The following is a 17,706-nucleotide window of genomic DNA, read 5'->3' as shown; positions in this document are numbered from 1 at the left end:
GAGTACCGGACGGCGCCTTGAACAGACCCGCCGAAGAGGAGTCAGCCTTGGAAGGCTCGCCCCGGATCAGCCGGCAGACCCCCGGAAGGTGGCGGCCCCACGGCCCGCCCCGAGGTCCACGACGACCTTGACGTTTCCTCGCCCCTCCGCAGGGATGACGAAGGCTCGATTGACAGTCACCGTCTGACCGGCCGCGAGTGTGGCAGGGACCGCGTCCGAGGCCGAGACGATCTCGCTGGCGGGCGTACCAGCCCCCTCACCGTAGTTGACGGTGGTGGACAGCACGCTGGCCAGCGGCAGGTCCTGGCTGGACTTGTTCGTCACCGTCACCGGAACCAGGACTCCAGCACCCCCCACCTCGCCGGGCCCACTGGCGAAGTCCTTCGCCTGCATCTGGCCCAGGGAGATCACCAGGTCCCCGTCAACGCGGACGGACTTGTCCAGGCCCACCTCGGGGTACTCATCCTTCGACAGATCACCGGTCTCGACGGCCTTGGGGTCGAGCGAGGAGGCGTCCGGAGTGGAGACATCCTCCGAGGGGGACGCAGGCGCGGCCGTCGGCTTCGCGGTCTGGACCGTCGGGGTGGCGACGTTCGAGGGGACGGCCTGAGCGGAGGCCGAGCCACTGGCAGAGGCTGCAGCAGAGGCGGAGGGACTGGCAGTGCTCTGAGACTTTCCGCCTCCGCAGGCGGCCAGCCCCAGACCCAGCACCAGGACAGCGGGGAGGATCAGCATTCGAGTTCGTGACACGTGCCGAAGCGTACGACCTCCGTCGCGCGCCGCACCGCCCTCAGCGACCACTGAGTCGGGAAGCACACCACCACTGCCGATAGAACCGGAGGATTCAGGAGATACGCCGTGCAGGTCCACAGACCGAACGGTTCTCATGGTCATCATCACCACTCGTCGTCCTGGTTGTCCCAGCCGCCCCGGCCCCAGCCATCCTGGCCCCAGCCGTCCTGGTTGTCCCAGCCATCCTGGCCCCAGTCGTCCTGGTTGTCCCAGTCGTCCTGCTTCTTCTTGTTCTTCTTCTTGTTCTTCTTGTCCTTCTTATCCTTGTTCTTCTTGTCCTTGCCGTTGTCGCCGTTGTCCTTGCCGTTGTCGCCGTTGTCGTTGCCACCCTCGTCACCGGGCGCAGCGGCGTTGGCGTCGCCCCCACTAGCGGCGAAGCGCACGAGCCCCTGCTGCTTGGTGCCGTTGACCGCGAGGAACTCACCGCCGTAGACGATGTACTGGCTGTTGCCCTCGACGGTCCACACGGCCTGGCTCAGGCCGCTGTACTCGCCGATCTGGAACCCCGGCAGGAAGCCGCTGTACTGAGTGGGCGCAGGCTGCCCCTCGAAGTCGGTGTAGCCCCAGACCTTGTTGCGCTGCACGGTTCCGGTGGCCGTGCTGGAGAAGCCGACGGCATGGTGATACTTGCCGCTCTCCTCCCCGTCGGAGAAGCCGCCGATGTTGCTGCAGTCGTGCGTGTGGCTGGCGATGTAGATGACGTCAGTGGTGGGCAGCACGTCATAGGTGTCACCGTGGCAGTCGGCCATGAGGTCGATGTCCCCGGTGGTCCAGCTGGCGCGGAACATCCCCTCGAAAGCCCCCTCCTGGGAGTATGCGGTGCCGTAAAGGCCTCGGGAGTCCGACTTGAGGCTCATGATGCCGGAGTTCGAGCCCGCGTTGCGGATGACGCTGGAGATGTTGGTGTGCCGCAGAGAACCGCTCTTCTCCAGCACGGCGATTCCATAGGCGTCGGACGATCCGTCCACCGAGGTGAAGGAGCCACCGATCGCCACAGCGGAGTTGTCAGCGGCCACCGTGATGGAACGAACCAGGGAGTTGTCGACCTGAGGGGCGAAGCTGTTGACCTTGTTCGTCTTGAGATCCACAGCACCGGCGCGCTGCCTCGCGGAGGAGTTGATCTGGGTGAAGGAACCACCCAGGTACAGGGTGGAGCCGTCGGGAGAGAGCTCCAGATCCATCACCGCGCCGTTGGCCGAGGCCCCCAGTGGCTTGCGCTTGCCTGCAGCATCCACCGCCGCCACCCGGTAGACGGTCTCATCGTTGACGGAGGTGAAGTTGCCGCCGAGGTAGATGGTGGAGCCGTCGGCCGACGCCTCGACCGCATTGATCTTGCCATTGACCTTGGGGGCCCAGTCCAGCAGCGCACCGGTCGTGATGTCGAAGGCCATGGCGTTGTAACGAGGAGACTCGTTCTCGCCGGCGGCCGCCCCTGCCGGGCGGGCGTTCTTGAACTCTCCGACGACGTAGACGGTATTGCCCACCACCGCCTGGTCGAGAACGATGCCGTCCATCTGAGCAGTGGGCAGAGGCTGCGGGGAGGCGAGAGCGACCTGCCCCGGGGCGGCGGCGGCCGGGGGCGCAACAGTAGGGGCGACGAGCGCACCGAGGGCGAGGGGGAGGGCGGTCAGGACCGCCCCCACACTGGAGGCAGCACGGAAAGGATGCACGAGTGCTCCGTTCTTAAGACGTGAGGGAACGTGGGTAAGTGGCGCGGTATGACGGGACGGCCCTGCCTCAGCAAGACCGGCGCCAGTCACGAGAGTATTACAGCGATAACGCTTTGATAACGACTCCAGGGGCCTTTGTTCCAGCTCCCGTTGTGCAATCAATCACTTCTCACGTGACAGGGTTCGCCCCACCCACTTTTCTCACAGATAGACTCTCATTAACCGCCGCGCAGTTCCACACCCGATTCTTGGCTGGAATGCTCAGCGCATGCCCAGGTGGTGTGGACCAGTCGAACGCGATCCCTCCACCATAGTTCTGGCGCATCACCAGTGCGGCACCCTGAACCCACGCTCCAGTGCACCGGAGGTATTCACGTGACACTCCCTTCGGCACATGCCCGCGGTCGCCTGCCCCTAGACTGCTGACCGGGTGTACCGGGCAGGCGCGGTACCACGAGCTCGTAGGCGCTCCGCGGGAACCTGCGACCTCAAGGGCAAGAGCCCAAGCCCCCGCCTCCTCGCCCGTTGCCTCATCGCCATCATCATCACCACCATCATCACCGCCTCCCCATCCGCCTCGTCGATGATCCTCCGCCGTCACCGTGACTGGCAGTCGCATCGAAGAGGACCTTTGGTTCCCATCCCTGAGCGGCCCCGCCGCCCTTCGAAAGGACTCCGTTGACTGCTGTGAACCCGGACAGGCTCCGTATCGCCATGATCGGGACGCGAGGCGTCCCCGCCCGCTACGGAGGTTTCGAGACCGCCATCGAGGAGGTCGGCCGGCGCCTGGCCGACCGCGGCCACCAGGTCCTCGTCTACTGCCGCAACCCTGAGCCGGACACCCCGCTGCCCAACACCTACCTGGGGATGCGACTGGTTGAGCTGCCCTCGGTGAAGAACCGCAGCCTGGAGACCCTGTCACACACGGCCCTGTCAGTGGCCCACCTGCTGCGCCGCACCCACCCGGACGCGGCCTTCGTCTTCAACGCCGCCAACTCCCCCTTCCTGCCGGCCCTGCGCGCCGCACGCATTCCGGTGGCCACGCACGTCGACGGCCTGGAGTGGCGTCGCGGAAAGTGGGGTCCCACCGGCAAGCGCTACTACCGCGCCGCCGAGGCCCTGGCCGTGCGCTACTCCGACGCACTCATCGCCGACGCCCAGGGCATCGCCGACTACTACACCGAGGAGTTCAACGCCCCCACCGACCTTCTCGCCTACGGGGCGCCCCGCATCAGCGCCGACACCTCGCGCCTGGCCGAGCTGGACCTGAACCCCAAGGGCTTCCACCTGGTGGTGGCCCGCTTCGAGGTGGAGAACCACGTCGACGTCATCGTGGAGGGCTACGTGCGCTCCGGGGCGACGCTTCCCCTGGTCGTCGTCGGATCGGCACCCTACGCCGACGACTACACCGCCCGCATCGAGTCCCTGGCCGACGGCCGGGTCCGCCTGCTCGGCGGCCTGTGGGACCAGGATCTGCTCGACGCCCTCTACTCCGGCGCCCTGGTCTACTACCACGGCCACTCCGTGGGCGGCACGAACCCCTCCCTGCTGCGCGCCATCGGCGCCGGGGCCGCAGTGGACGCCTTCGACGTCTCCTTCAACCGCGAGGTCCTGGGCGAGGCCGGCCGCTACTGGACCACGCCCGAGGAGGTGGCCGCCCTGGTCGTCTCCGCCGAGTCCGACGTGGAGGCCCAAACCGCGCGCGGCGAGGAGTCCCGCAAGCGTGCGGCCCTCTACGACTGGGACGAGGTGGCCTCCGGCTACGAGGCCCTGGCCCGGCGCCTCGCGCTCGAGGGCCCCGTCCGCCAGCGCCCCTCCGGACGGCGCACCGGAAAGGCCGGCTGGTGAACCGGGGTGGGGCGGCCGGCGCCCGCACCGGTGCCGCCCGAGTCCTCGTGGCCCACCCCTCCCCCGACCTGTACGGCTCGGACTGGCAGCTGGTGGAGACCATTCACGGACTCATCGAGACCGGCCACGAGGTCCTCGTGGCCCTGCCCCAGGACGGCCCCCTGGTGGCGGTGCTGCGCAACGCCGGCGCCCGCGTGGCCGTCATGCCCTTCACGGTCCTGCGCAAGGCCCTGCTCAGCCCCTCCGGCCTGGCGAGGCTCTCCGCTCAGGCCGCCCCGGAGATCGCCCGCCTGCGGTCGGTCATCCGTGCCAGCCGCGCCGACGTGGTTCTCAGCAACACGGTGACCATCCCCTGGTGGCCAGTGGCCGCGAGCGCGGCCGGCATCCCGGTGCTGGCCCACGTGCACGAGGCCGAGGACACCCAGCGCCGGATCATCCGCGCCGGGCTCAACGCCCCACTGCTGGCGGCCTCCCGGATCGTGGCGAACTCCGGGGCGGCCCGCGACGCGCTCTTGGACGCCCAGCCGCGACTGGCCTCACGCACGGAGGTGGTCCACAACGGGGTCGCCGGACCGGACCAGCCTCTGGAGCCCCTGCGCCCCAGACAAGCCGGGGACTCCTTCCGGATCGCCATGGTGGGGCGACTGTCCCCGCGCAAGGGTGTGGACGTGGCTCTCGACGCCGTCGGGCTGCTGCGCCGCTCGGGGGTGGATGCCTCCTTAAGCGTGTGCGGCTCGGTCTTCCCCGGTTACGAGTGGTACGAGGCCGAGCTGCGTGAGCGCGCAGGTCGGGCGGACCTGGAGGGGCACGTCGAGCTGCTGGGTTATGTGCACCCCACCTGGCCGGTGCTGGAGGCCGCCGACGCCGTCGTCGTGCCCTCCCGGGCCGAGCCCTTCGGGAACACGGCGGTCGAGGCGATGCACGCGGCCCGGCCGCTGGTGGCCTCCCGGGTCCAGGGCCTGGCCGAGGTCGTCACCGATTCGGCCACCGGCCTGCTCGTTCCCGCCGACGACGCGCAGGCCCTGGCCGACGCCCTGGGATCCCTGGCGGCCGACCCGGACCTGGCAGCCCGGCTCGCCGCGCAGGGTGCGCGCGAGGCCGCCGAGCGCTTCTCCGTGGCCGGGTATCGCGCCACGATGACCCGCATCATCGACGAGCTCGTCAGGCACTGAGGCCCCCGCTCCACCGGGTCGGGCGGGAGCACCCCTCCCGCCTGACCCCGCCGGCAGGCGTCCTGCCGGCTGACCAACCTGTGGGCCGTCAGCGCTGGGCGGGGCGCAGCGGGTCCTCGGCCAGCCCCAGGGAAAGGCTGAACTCGCCGTCAAGGGGTTGGTCGGGCCGCTCGAAGGGGACAACGCCGTCGCACAGGAAGACGGCCATCTCCACGAAGCTGGAGAAGGAGGCCCCGATGAGGTGCTGGGAGCTGGCCAGCAGGTAGAGGTCGACCAGGCCCGAGCGCACGCCTTTGACGGTGTTGTAACCACCTTTGTCCGTCAGGAAGACGCAGCCGTCGAACTCCCCGGCCAGCTGATTCTGGGCCTCGGGGGTGTCGCAGGACAGGAAGAAGGGGACGTCGGGGTGGTCGGCGCGGATCTGGCGCATCCGGTCGGCGAACCACTCCACCGGTGAGGACTCGATGGTCTTGGCGTGGGAGACCGCGTGGGTGCGTACCTGGATGCCGACGTAGGGGCGTCCCCGCAGGTGGGCGTCGTAGAGGGAGCGGACCTCATCGGCGATCTCGTCAACCGGGGTGAGTTCGCGCAGCCGCTCGGTCCAGGGGCGCGGCCCGGCGGGCGCCGTCCCCTCCGCGGCGCCCCCCTTCCAAGCCGGGTCCTCCCAGGTGACGGGCAGGCCGTGGGAGTGGATCTGCCACAGGTGGCGGCGGCGCAGATCGGAAGTGATCTGAACCCCCTTGGGCTGGCGGTACCGGGCCACGGGCAGGAGCGCCCGGGAGGTCAGGCGCGATACGGCACTGCCCCCTTCGAATCGCCAGAGCTCATCCATCCGGGGGCCGAAGTACTCATCGGTGCTCCACACGTAGTAGAGGTCGCGGTCCTCGACCCGAGCGAGCTCCTGGGCGGACAGCAGCGCACGCACACGGTTGCCCAACCCGTCCTTGCGTCCCGTATAGACCAGTAGCGCCTTGCGCCCGGTTAGCAGAGCCATAAGATTCCTTAACAGATATGAGGGGGAATAGATGGAGATCTCAGCGGGAGTGCCGGTGATCGGTTCGCCGCAGCCCGTCACGGGTCGGCCTCCCCATGCCCGATGAGGGCCGACGACGAGGGCCTACTGGAGGTCGTTGCGCAGGTCGCGGTACCACTTGGGCAGAGCCAGCGCCACGTAGCCCGCGTAGCCCAGGAGCATGATGCCGTACACCCACAGGAAGACCGTGGGCGCGAAGCGGGTCATGAGCACGAAGCACATGAGCCCGTAGTCCGTGGGGGCCGACAGAACCGACTTGAGAATGCCCGGTCGGGATTCATCCTTAGCCAAAGGCGTCCCACCGTGATAACGCAGCTGATACGTCAGGATGTAGCTGAAGAAGTGAATATTCTGAACCGCTCCGAAAGCCAGCGGAATAAGCAGAACCGAGGGAGGTAGTTCTGCAAAACGGAACAGCGAGATCGCAATGGCCCCGTGAATTGTCGAGAGCTTGATGACGTCGGCAACGTGATCGAGCCATTCACCGGCTTTGGAACCACCGTGACGCAATCTTGCCAGCTGTCCGTCAGCGGCGTCGAGGGCGTATCCGAACATGAGCAGCAGGGCGGTCGCCACGGCGGACACGACTGTGGGACGCCACAGGGCGATGAGCGCGATGCCGCTGTAGGTGCACAGTGCCGACAGGACCGTCACCTGGTCCGGGGTCGCGCCCAGCCGGTGGGCGATCGCGGCCAGGACCCGGCCCGCGGGGCGGTTGATGATGCGGGAGTAGAGGGGGGCACCGGCCTTGGACTTCTGAGCCCGGGACAGGGCCCTGATGTTCTCGGCAATGGTGGGGGAACCAGCAGGGGAGCTCATGAGGCTTCTCCTTGAGCGGGGCCCGAGGAACCGGGCCGGGTGTTGGACAGATGAGGAACGGCGAGATGAGGGAGTCGGGGGATGTCGGGCAGTGGTCGGGCGTAGGGGCGCGGCGTCGACTCCCGGGCTGCGCGAGCCGGCTCAGCACCGGCGGCCGACGAGGAGGGACTCACTGCTGGGCCAGCTCTCGACGACGCCTGGCCACGTCCTGGCGCACCCACCAGGCATACGGGAGGATCTGGCACAGGACCACCGAGATCACCGAGCCAAGGATAGGCCCGGCGGCGTCGAAGGGCCCAATGAGGACCCAGGAGATGGCGAGATTCATCGGCACCAGGATGAGCACCGGAATGACCTGGAACTGCAGGCCGCGCGGGTCGGTCATGTACATGCCCAGCGGCTGCTTGCCGGCCTCGACGGCGACGTAGGCGGCGAAGGCCCACACGAGCGCGGCCGGCAGGACGATCTTGCCGTGGGACATGACTCGGGCGGCCCAGGGGGTGATGGCCACCAGGGCCAGGGCCAGGAGGAGACCGCCCCCGCTGAAGGCGATGGCCGGCTTGAAGGGGCTCTCGACGCGCTTGTCGGCCCGGGCCCTGGCGAACATGGGCCACATGGCGACGCCGGCCGCCATGACAGTCTGGGTGAGCATGTTGAACAGGTTGTTGGCCAGGTTGTACTCGGCCAGGGCCTGAGACTGCCCCAGGTGGGACAGGAGGAGGCGGTCGGTCTGGAAGGCGATCGGGATGGCCAGGGACTGCAGCAGCTGGGGGCCCGCGGTGTTGACGATGCGCACACCGCGCACACTGCGCAGCCGCGGCACGTCCCTCAGGGCACCCTTGAACAGGGGGCGGGTGGCGCGCCAGGCGACGACGATGCAGATGACCGACACCAGGGCGTTGGCGATGTAGGAGTAGATGGACACGGCGTTGCCGCGCCCCAGCCCGGTGACGATGGCCAGCAGCAGGAAGCAGGACATGGCCGGGGAGACGACCCCCTGACTGATGACCTGGGTGGTCGAGCGCCCCAGCCCGATGATGACCCGCTGCCCCACGGACAGTGGCAGGGCCGCGGCGTAGATGATGAGGCAGACGGTGGCGGTGAGTCCGCCGCCCTCCATGAGCTTGCCCCCCAGCAGCCCGGGCCAGGCGCCCAGCAGCAGGATGACGACGCCGACGGTGCTGATGACCAGGGCGGAGCCGAGCAGCACCCGGACGGCGGTGGTGATCGTGCGCCGCACGGTCGAGTCGTGGGCCGGGTCGTTCGAGCTCGCCACCGTGTTGAGGATGACCGCGCCGATCCCCAGGTCGGTGAAGGGCATGAGGGTGGGGAAGGTGGCCAGCAGGCCGTACTGGGCGAAGGCATCGGCCCCGAAGTGCCTGATGATGAGGCTGGTGTTGACCAGCCCGAAGACGCCGGACACCCCCATGACCACCACTTTGGCCACGGCTGTGGTTCCCACAGACGACCAGCTGGCGCCTGACGACGACCCCCGTTTGAGGATCCCGCCGAGCCGTCGCAGCGGCGAAGGGCGCGAGGCCCGCGACGGGACGACCCCATCACTCACCTCAACCGCCGAGAGGCTTGCGGCGACTGAGCTATCGGCAGGTCGCCCACACTCAACGGCACCCGCCGGGGCGGCGCCGCCCACCGCCCGCACCTCGGTCGGCTCGGAAGCCGACTCAGACGCCGAAGAACTCGACTGGGTCACGTAGCACTCCTGATGTTGTAGGAAGGTCACAATCCGGCATCGGAAAGACGCCCGAAGACAGGCACGAGAGTAGACGCATCAGGACCGGCGACCTGGTATCTTTTGTTTATCGTCTTGTGACATAGGCAGTCCCCCACCCACCCCCCTTGGCACAAACCCAGCAAACCGGCCCTGACCTGCAACAACGCCGCCCACTGGAAGAACTCTGAAAGGTTTCTCAGAGGTGCATTGACGCCTCCATATCGTTGCGCACCTGTAACATACAGACACCTCAGAAACCTCTCGACTCCTCAACTTGCCCCTGCGATCTTGGCCACTTCCCACAAATAACGTCCGCAAGACTTAGTAGCATTCTAAAACGCTGCTGTTCGCGACGTCCCGTCAGCACTAGCCGACCAGTTATTGCCCACCCACGATCATCCCTGCGGAGTCCACCTTGTCTAGTTCGACCCTGACACTGCCCCAGCGCGAGCAGCACCGGCGTCCCTCGACAGCAGCAGCAGCCGACGCCACCTGCCCCACCGCTCCGCGCAGTCCTTGGGCACGCACGCGCCATGACCTCGTCATCTGGCTCGTCCTGTCCGACCTCTTCGCCGTCGCCGTCCCCTTCTGGCTCGCCCTCCTGGGCGGCCACCTGCCACTGGTCTGGTCCGCGACCACCGTGGGCATCACGATGGTGCTCGTCGCCTGGTTCCTGGGAGCTCTCGGTATCGACGCCGTCGAGCAGGCCGGCCCTGGTACGGGCCGCTTCGTCGCCGCGGCCGCCGTGAGCGTCCCGGTGGCCCTGCTGCTGGCCGACCTGTCCGGAGTCGCCCGGACCACCCTCCTGGCCACTCTGGCGGCCCAGCTCCTCCTGGCCGTCACCGGACGTTCCATCGAGGCCGGGTGGCTGCGTCGCCGCCGCCTCGAGGGGCACGCCCTGCGTCGCACCCTCATCGTCATGGGCTCGGGCTCCCAGCCCATGCTCACCCAGCTGCGCCGCCACCCCATGGACGGCTTCCTCATCGTGGGCTACCTGTCCTCCGGGCAGGACCGGGCCTTCCACTCCGCTGAGCCCGTGCGCAGCCCCCAGCACATCGCCCAGACCCTGCACGCCGAGCGCATCGACGCCGTCATGACGGTCGGCTCGGTCATCCCCGAGGACCTGGTCACCCTCATGCGCGGCCTGGAGGGCACCCAGGTGCGCCTCGTCGTCGCCCCGGGGCTGCAGGACGTCGTGCCCGGGCGCATGCGGGCCCTGACCGTCACGCACGGCTGGACCGGTCTCATCGCCGTCAAGACCCGCCGCACCCGCGCCGCGGGCAAGGCCCTGTTCGACCGGCTCGCCGGCGCCATCGGGCTGGCCCTCATCTCGCCGCTGCTGGCGGCCACCGCGCTCGCCATCCGCATCGACTCCCCCGGTCCAGTCTTCTACACCCAGACCCGTGTGGGCCAGGACGGCAAGCCCTTCACCATGTGGAAGTTCCGCTCCATGTACATCGACTCCGACGCGCGCCGCGCCTCGGTGGTCAAGGCCGGTGGCGACGCCGGCAACGAGGTCATGTTCAAGGACCGTCAGGACCCGCGCATCACCCGTGTGGGCCGCTGGATCCGCCGCCTGTCGATTGACGAGCTCCCCCAGCTCATCAACGTCGTGCGCGGGGACATGAGCCTGGTGGGGCCCCGCCCCGCACTTCCCGTCGAGGTCGCCAAGTACGACGCCGAGGCGCTGCGTCGTCTCCTGGTCAAGCCCGGGCTGACCGGCCTGTGGCAGATCTCCGGACGCTCGGACCTGTCCTGGGCCTCGACCGTGGCCCTGGACCGTCACTACGTGGAGAACCGGGGCGGAGCCCTGGACGCGAAGATCTTCGCCGGAACGCTGCGCGCGGTCATCGGCGGAAAGGGAGCCTACTGATGATTACCGGCTACGTCCCCGGCGGCTTCGACATGCTGCACGTGGGGCACCTCAACATCCTCACCGAGGCGGCCAAGCGCTGCGACCACCTCATCGCGGGGGTCGCAACCGACGAGTCGCTGGAGCGGATGAAGGGGCGCGGCCCCATCGTGCCCCTGGCCGAGCGCATGGCCATGGTGGCCGCCCTGCGCATGGTGGACTCCGTGGTCCCCGACTATGACCAGGACAAGCGTCTGGCCTGGAAGCGTTCCCCCTTCGACGTGCTGTTCAAGGGCACCGACTGGGAGGGGACCGACAAGGGCCGCCGTCTGGAGGCCGAGATGGCCGAGGTCGGGGCCTCGGTGATCTACCTGCCCTACACACCCACCACCTCCTCGACGATGCTGCGACGCACCCTCGTCCAGGAGGTCGCATCCCGTAGTCCCCAAGGGGCCAAGTGACCACTTCACGTAACGACTTCGAGACGCCCGACACCCCGTCGAGCAGCATCGACTCCGCCGCAGCCACCTCCGGTGCCGGTGACGGCGGAAGCAACCGATCCGACTCCGGCACCGCTCAGACCGAACCGTCCGCCGCGGACCGTCCCGGTCTGCTCGCCCGTGCCGTCGGCGCCCTGCGCCCCCGGCGGCGCAGCAAGGCCTCCCGGTCCGACGACGTTCAGGACGTCGACTCGGGTCTGACCTCCGGCACCACCACCTCCCGACTGGCCGCGACCTTCCGCATCCCCCAGTCGCGCGCCCAGCGCGTGCGGCTGCGCAAGCGCCTGTCGACCCTGGCCGCCGTCGTCTGCGTCACCGCCCTGGGAACGGCCGCCTGGCTCCACGAGGGCGTGGCCCAGGCCGACCTGCACCTCAATGACGGCGGCGTGTGGGTCACCTCCACCTCCAAGCACCTGGTGGCCCGCCTCAACTATCCCTCCCGCGAGGTCGACGGCGCGATCCGCACCTCCTCGTCCTCCTTCGACGTCACCCAGAACGCCGAGGACGTCCTGGTCCCCGACTCCGGCGACGCCTCCGTCTCCTCGGTCGACCCCTCCCAGGTCGCCTTCTCCGGGCGCACCCAGCTCACCAAGGGCGTGACCATCGCCCAGGGCGGGGACCGGGTCATGGCGGTCGACAAGGTCCAGGGCACCATCCGCGCCGCCAAGGCCAAGGAGGCCGGCTCCCTGACCGCGGCCGCCCCCGTGGTCACCGGCATGCCCGACGTCGTGGCCGCCATCGGCAAGGACGGTGCCATCCACGCCGTCTCGGCCACCAGCAAGTCGCTGGTCTCCCTGGAGACCAGCGACAAGGGCTGGAAGGAGGCCACGAACACCTCCCTGAAGCTGACCGCCGGCACCGATCTGGCGATCACCGCCGTCGGTGACCAGCCCGTGGTCCTGGAGCGCGGCACCGGCATCCTCCACCTGCCCGAGGGCAAGTCCGTCAGCCTGGGGACCTCCGGTCTGGTGCTCCAGCAGCCCGGCCCCGATGCCGACTCGGTCCTGGTCGCCTCCCGCAACGAGCTCATCTCCGTCCCCATGGACGGGGGCAAGGTCACCAGGACGCCGTCGGCCAAGGAGGGCTCCGCCCCCGAGGGCGTGCCCGCTCAGCCGGTGCGCCTGGGCAAGTGCGTCTACGCGGCCTGGTCCGGCTCGGGCCAGTTCGTGCGCAGCTGCTCGGGGCTGTTCGGCGGCGGCACCGACACCGCCCACGACGACAAGCTCGCCGCCTCCTCCGCCCCGGTCTTCCGGGTCAACCGCGACGCCATCGTGCTCAACGACCTGGACACGGGCTCGGTGTGGCTGCCCAACGAGGACCTCGTCCTCATCGACGACTGGACGGACAAGACCGCCCAGACCGACGACAACGCCGACCAGAAGGACGACTCGGCCAACACCTCGGACTCCCAGACCCCGCCGGAGCGTACCGAGGAGAACCACGCCCCCAAGGCGGCCGATGACAGCTTCGGCGTGCGCCCGGGCCGTTCCGCGCTCCTGCCGGTGCTGGCCAACGACTCCGATCCTGACGGCGACGTCCTCACCGCCACCCCCCAGGACAACGGAGGCTCGCTCAAGGCCACCAAGGCCCAGGGCGGACTGGCTCTGCGCATGGACGTTCCGGACAACGCCTCCGGCAGCTTCTCCGTGCCCTACACGGCCGACGACGGCCGCGGCATGAGCGACTCCGCCGTCGCCACCGTTGACGTCCACGGCTGGGACGTCAACGGCGCCCCGAAGCAGATCACCACCCCCACCCTGACCGTCGCCGAGAAGGCCTCCGGCTCCCTGGACGTGCTGGGCCACTGGCTGGACCCGGACGGGGACGACCTGTACCTGGTCTCCGCCCAGGGCGAGGGCCTGGACACCAAGGTCTCCAACGAGGGCACCGTCACGGTGCGCGAGCTGGGTGCCGGCACCGGCACTCGCGACCTGACCGTCACCGTCTCCGACGGCCGGGAGACCACCTCCGGCGTGGTCAAGGTCGACGTGCAGCCGGCCCAGTCGGCCAAGCCGATCGCCAATGCCGACCACGTGCGCGTCGTCGCCGGCTCCAAGGCCGTCGTCTCGCCCCTGGACAACGACACCTCCCCCTCCGGGGGGACCCTGCGCCTGGCCGCGGTGCAGGAGGCCCCGGCCGGGACCTCGATCAGCGTCGACCAGCAGGCCGGTGTCTTCACCTTCTCCACCGAGGCCAATGCCCAGGCCCAGACCTACTACCTCACCTACGACGTCATGGACGGGGCCAACACGGCTCAGGGCATCGTGCGTGTGGACGTCACGCCCAAGGCCGACGCCACCGTGCCTCCCGAGGTCGAGAACGACACCGCCCTGCTGCGCAACGGCGGCTCGACGACCATCGCCCCGCTCACCAACGACTTCGACCCCTCCGGGGGGATCCTGGTCCTGCAGTCGGTCAAGGCCCCGCCGGACTCCGGGGTCACTGTCACGGTCGTGGATCACTCCCTGCTGCAGATCAGTGCGGCCAGCACCGTGCCGGCCAACCTGACGGTGGAGTACACGGTCACCAACGGCACCTCCAGCGCCACCGGGAAGGTCGCCATCGTCCCGGTGACCCAGTCCCAGCCTCAGCCACCGGTGGTCACCAACGACACCGCCGTCGTGCGAGCCGGCGACGTCGTCACCGCCTCCGTCCTGGACAACGACTCCTCCCCCGCCGGTCTCAACCTGTCGGTGGACTCCCAGGTCAGCCTGGTGGGCGACGAGCTGGGCACCGCCTGGGTCAGCGAGAACACCGTGCGCTTCCGCGCCGGCAACCAGCCCGGCCGCACTTCCTACGCCTACACGGCCAAGGATGACCAGGGCCAGACCGCCTCGGGCGTTCTGACGGTGGAGGTGCGCGCCCAGGACGCCGAGCACAACTCCGCGCCCTCACCGCGCAACCTGGAGGCCCGCACCCTGGCCGGCTCGACCACGAACATCACCGTGCCGCTGGACGGCATCGACCCCGACGGCGACTCGGTGAGCCTCGTGGGCCTCAACCAGGCCCCCTCCTTGGGCTCGGTGGAGATCAACTCCTCGTGGCTGACCTACACGCCCTCCGAGGGGGCCACCGGTACCGACACCTTCACCTACGTCGTCGAGGACCGCTTCGGGGCCCAGGCCACCGGTACGGTCCGAGTGGGCGTGGCCCAGGCCTCACCGCTCAACGTGGCCCCGGTGGCCACTGACGACCTGGTCGTGGCCAAGCCCGGGCGCACCGTGGCCGTGGACGTGCTGTCCAACGACCTGGACACCGACGGCGACAGCCTGTCCCTGGAGGGCGACCCGGCCTCCAGCGACCCCTCCCTGGGCGTGTCCACCCGCGCCGGCCGCCTGGTGCTCGACCTGCCCGAGAAGGAGGGCAACCACTCGGTCACCTACACCGTCTCCGATGGACGCGGCGGCACCGACACCGGCACCGTCACCGTCCAGGTCTCGAGCAACGCCCCCCTGGCCAACCCGGTGGGCGTGGACGACTACGTCACCGTCGACCAGGTCGACGCCAACGGCAAGGTCACCGTCCCGGTCCTGGACAACGACAAGGACACCGACGGCTCGCCGTGGGACCTCAAGCTGTCCTCCTCCGACCCCGACGTCGAGGTGGGCAAGGACTCGCTGAGCCTGACGGTGGGCGAGACCCAGCGGCTCGTGCTCTACACGATCACCGACGCCGACGGGCTGACCGGCCACGCCGTCGTCGTGGTGCCGGCCCGCTCGGCCCTGCGGCCCCGCATCAACCCCTCGGCCGTGCCCGCCCGAGTGCTTGCGGACAAGACCACGGACATCAACCTGTCCTCCTACATCCTCACCCGGGAGGGCACCAAGCCCGTCATCACGGACACCTCCTCCATCCACATGGCCAAGGGCACCAAGGACGCCAAGGTCGCCTCGGGCGGGTCGGCGCTGTCCTTCACCCCCGACTCGGGCTTCACCGGGCAGACCTCGGTGACCTTCACCGTGGCCGACGGCACCGGCTCCGACGCCCTGAGCGCGACGCTCACGCTGCCGATCATCGTGGAATCCTCGACGAACCGGCCGCCGACCTTCACCCCCACCGAGATGACGGTGGCCCCTGGCGAGGGGGCCGTGACAGCCAACCTGGCGGCCATGGCCACCGACCCCGACCCGAATGACAAGCTCTCCTTCCAGGCCGGTCCCGCCCCCGCGGGATTCGAGATCTCCCTGAGCGGCTCGACACTGTCGGTCAAGGCCTCCGACAAGACCGCCGAGGGCACCACAGGCTCCATCCCGATCACGGTCTCCGACGGCGTCAACCCGCCGGTGAGCGCCTCCCTGCCCGTGCGGGTCAGCGCCTCCAACAAGCCCCTCATGACCACGGCCCCGATCAACCTGGAGTCCCGCAACGGCGAGGCGGTCAGCACCGACGTGTCCAAGGCGGTGAGCAACCCCTTCCCGGACAAGCCGATCACCCTGTCCGGCACCCCGACGATCACCTCCGGCCAGGGCTCGATCAGCGCCTCGGGAACGACCGTGACGATCACGCCCAACAACGGGTTCCACGGCACCATCACCGCGCAGTACAAGGTGCTGGACTCCACCGGCTCGGAGTCCCGGGCCGTCACCGGCACCATCACCGTCCAGGTCGGTGGGGTGGCGCCCGCAGCCCCCTCCGGGTTGAGCGTGACCCCCGTGGACGCCGACTCGGCGCGCGTGTCCTGGACCGACGGCTCCGCCAACGGCTCCCCCATCACCGGCTACAAGGTCAGTGTCAACGGCTCCGAGCAGTCCTGCTCGACCTCGAACTGCCTCATCAGTGGCCTGGCGCCCGGTCAGAGCTACAGCATCCAGGTCGTGTCCACCAACAAGTACGGCGACTCCGAGGCCGCGACGGTGTCCTACCAGCACAACGCCACCGCCAAGACCCCGGCCGCGCCCACGCTGACGGCCGGCTCGGGCAAGGTCACCGCCGCCTGGACCCAAGTGGACGACCCCTTCGGGGGCACGGCGACCTATGACGTGCGCCTGTCCGACGGCACCGTGCAGTCGGGCATCTCCGGGGACTCGGCCTCCTTCGACGTCTCCCCGGGACGCGCCTACACCGCTCAGGTGCGCGCCAGGTCCAGCCAGGGGACGGTCTCGGAGTGGTCCTCCCCGTCCAACTCGGTGACGCCCTACGGCGAACCCGGCACCCCCGGGACCCCTGTCATCACCCCCAACGGGGACACGGTCACCATCGGCTGGCAGGCCGCCAACGGCAACGGCAGCCCCGTGAGCTACACGCTGCACTACTCCAACGGGCACACCAGCGACTCCAAGAACGTGGGAGGGGCCACCTCCACCACGGTCTCGGTCTCGCGCGGAACCTGGACCTTCTGGGTCGAGGCCGACAACGGTCACGGCTCCAAGACCTCGGGCCAGGCCAGCTACACCTACAAGCCGACCCCGCTGACGCCGTCGACCCCCGCCGTCAAGGCCACCGGCAACAGCGGCGAGCTGTCCGTGAGCTCCTCGCCCCGGGCCGGCAACGGCTGGAGCGTGGGCGAGCTGACGGTGGAGTACTCCGTGAACCAGGTCACCTGGACCAGCTCCTCGACCATCCGGGGACTGAACGACGGGCAGGCCTACACCGTCTACGCCCGCGCCAACGGCGGCGGGCAGTACTCCGATGTCGTCGCCTCCTCACCGGTGGCGCCCTACGGTCCGCCGTCGGCCCCCTCGGTCAGCTGCGAGCTCACCGGCAAGAAGCAGAAGAAGGTCTCCTGCTCCTGGAGCCCCGGTGCCAACAACGGCGCCAGCGCCGAGTACGAGCAGACCGACGACGGCGGCAAGTCCGTCGAGGACATCGAGATCGGTGACACCTATGACGGCAAGCTCAAGCGCGGCGAGTCGCTCACCTGGTGCGTGCGGGCCAGGACCAACGCCGGCACCTCCGAGTGGGGCTGCGACACCGTCACCCGGCCGTCCAAGCACGACAACGATGACGACGACGATGACGATGACAAGAAGCAGGCCTACCCGGTCGGCACCGAGCAGAAGTTCTACGTGGACTACACGCAGAGGTGCCACCCCTTCGGCCCCTGGGGCACCTGCTACCAGATGGTCTTTGACATCACCGGCAACCCCAACAGCACCGTGTCCTGCGGCTACTGGTACTGGGACACCTGGAACTGGCAGCCCGCCTGGAACGAGGAGGAGATCGCCCTCGATAAGAACGGATACGCCCGGCACAAGTTCCCCCACCGGACACCGAACTGGGACCAGACCATCACCTGTACCCAGCAGTAACCGGTTCATTAACCGGATCGATGCCCAGTACGCAACAAGT

At 69.0% G+C, this 17,706-nt stretch carries 10 protein-coding genes; 5 read left to right on the top strand and 5 right to left on the bottom strand.

Going from position 1 to position 17,706, the window contains the following annotated elements:
• Window positions 1–66: 66 nt before the first annotated feature.
• Together FK267_RS04445 and FK267_RS04440 are read right to left on the bottom strand one after the other, a co-directional pair.
• Complete coding sequence (locus FK267_RS04445) at window positions 67–750, bottom strand: hypothetical protein (RefSeq protein WP_232622507.1); 684 nt, start codon at window positions 748–750, stop codon at window positions 67–69.
• Window positions 751–896: 146 nt separating this feature from the next.
• Entirely contained in the window at window positions 897–2,462 is a 1,566-nt protein-coding gene (locus FK267_RS04440; RefSeq protein WP_141406422.1) for a hypothetical protein, read from the bottom strand.
• Window positions 2,463–3,176: 714 nt separating this feature from the next.
• Between FK267_RS04440 and FK267_RS04435 the strand changes: the two genes are divergently transcribed.
• Together FK267_RS04435 and FK267_RS04430 are read left to right on the top strand one after the other, a co-directional pair.
• Entirely contained in the window at window positions 3,177–4,310 is a 1,134-nt protein-coding gene (locus tag FK267_RS04435) for a DUF1972 domain-containing protein (RefSeq protein ID WP_141406651.1), read from the top strand.
• The gene (locus tag FK267_RS04430; protein WP_141406421.1) at window positions 4,307–5,482 is read left to right on the top strand and encodes a glycosyltransferase family 4 protein; all 1,176 of its coding nucleotides are present in this window, start codon (window positions 4,307–4,309) and stop codon (window positions 5,480–5,482) included. Before FK267_RS04435 ends, FK267_RS04430 begins: the two co-directional genes overlap by 4 nt.
• Window positions 5,483–5,570: 88 nt before the next feature.
• On the opposite strand, the gene FK267_RS04425 is transcribed toward FK267_RS04430, so the two are convergent.
• From FK267_RS04425 to FK267_RS04415, 3 genes are all read right to left on the bottom strand, one after another.
• Entirely contained in the window at window positions 5,571–6,476 is a 906-nt protein-coding gene (locus tag FK267_RS04425) for a NodZ family protein (protein ID WP_141406420.1), read from the bottom strand.
• 123 nt (window positions 6,477–6,599) lie between these two features.
• Window positions 6,600–7,334, bottom strand: coding sequence for a CDP-alcohol phosphatidyltransferase family protein (locus tag FK267_RS04420; RefSeq protein WP_070510083.1), 735 nt, complete (start codon window positions 7,332–7,334; stop codon window positions 6,600–6,602).
• 169 nt (window positions 7,335–7,503) lie between these two features.
• A complete protein-coding gene (locus tag FK267_RS04415; protein WP_141406650.1) occupies window positions 7,504–8,763 on the bottom strand; it encodes an oligosaccharide flippase family protein in 1,260 nt (419 codons plus the stop codon).
• A 718-nt stretch (window positions 8,764–9,481) separates the two neighbouring features.
• Between FK267_RS04415 and FK267_RS04410 the strand changes: the two genes are divergently transcribed.
• From FK267_RS04410 to FK267_RS04400, 3 genes are read left to right on the top strand one after another with little or no spacing between them, the layout of a single operon-like run.
• Window positions 9,482–10,939: a sugar transferase gene (locus tag FK267_RS04410; RefSeq protein WP_141406419.1), complete on the top strand. Its 1,458-nt coding sequence runs from the start codon at window positions 9,482–9,484 to the stop codon at window positions 10,937–10,939.
• The gene (locus FK267_RS04405) at window positions 10,939–11,379 is read left to right on the top strand and encodes an FAD synthase family protein (RefSeq protein WP_009407724.1); all 441 of its coding nucleotides are present in this window, start codon (window positions 10,939–10,941) and stop codon (window positions 11,377–11,379) included. Before FK267_RS04410 ends, FK267_RS04405 begins: the two co-directional genes overlap by 1 nt.
• Window positions 11,376–17,666: an Ig-like domain-containing protein gene (locus FK267_RS04400; protein WP_141406418.1), complete on the top strand. Its 6,291-nt coding sequence runs from the start codon at window positions 11,376–11,378 to the stop codon at window positions 17,664–17,666. The genes FK267_RS04405 and FK267_RS04400 overlap by 4 nt, the downstream gene beginning before the upstream one ends.
• Window positions 17,667–17,706 lie beyond the last annotated feature (40 nt).

Source organism: Actinomyces oris, from assembly GCF_006546825.1.
Taxonomy (GTDB): domain Bacteria; phylum Actinomycetota; class Actinomycetes; order Actinomycetales; family Actinomycetaceae; genus Actinomyces; species Actinomyces oris.
This window is presented reverse-complemented; position numbering and strand designations above follow the sequence as displayed.

Coding starts and splice junctions, on each gene's coding strand:
- FK267_RS04435 (WP_141406651.1), top strand. CDS start 3,177: ATGATCGGGACGCGAGGCGTCCCCGCCCGCTACGGAGGTTTCGAGACC.
- FK267_RS04425 (WP_141406420.1), bottom strand. CDS start 6,476: ATGGCTCTGCTAACCGGGCGCAAGGCGCTACTGGTCTATACGGGACGC.
- FK267_RS04420 (WP_070510083.1), bottom strand. CDS start 7,334: ATGAGCTCCCCTGCTGGTTCCCCCACCATTGCCGAGAACATCAGGGCC.
- FK267_RS04415 (WP_141406650.1), bottom strand. CDS start 8,763: ATGGGGGTGTCCGGCGTCTTCGGGCTGGTCAACACCAGCCTCATCATC.
- FK267_RS04405 (WP_009407724.1), top strand. CDS start 10,939: ATGATTACCGGCTACGTCCCCGGCGGCTTCGACATGCTGCACGTGGGG.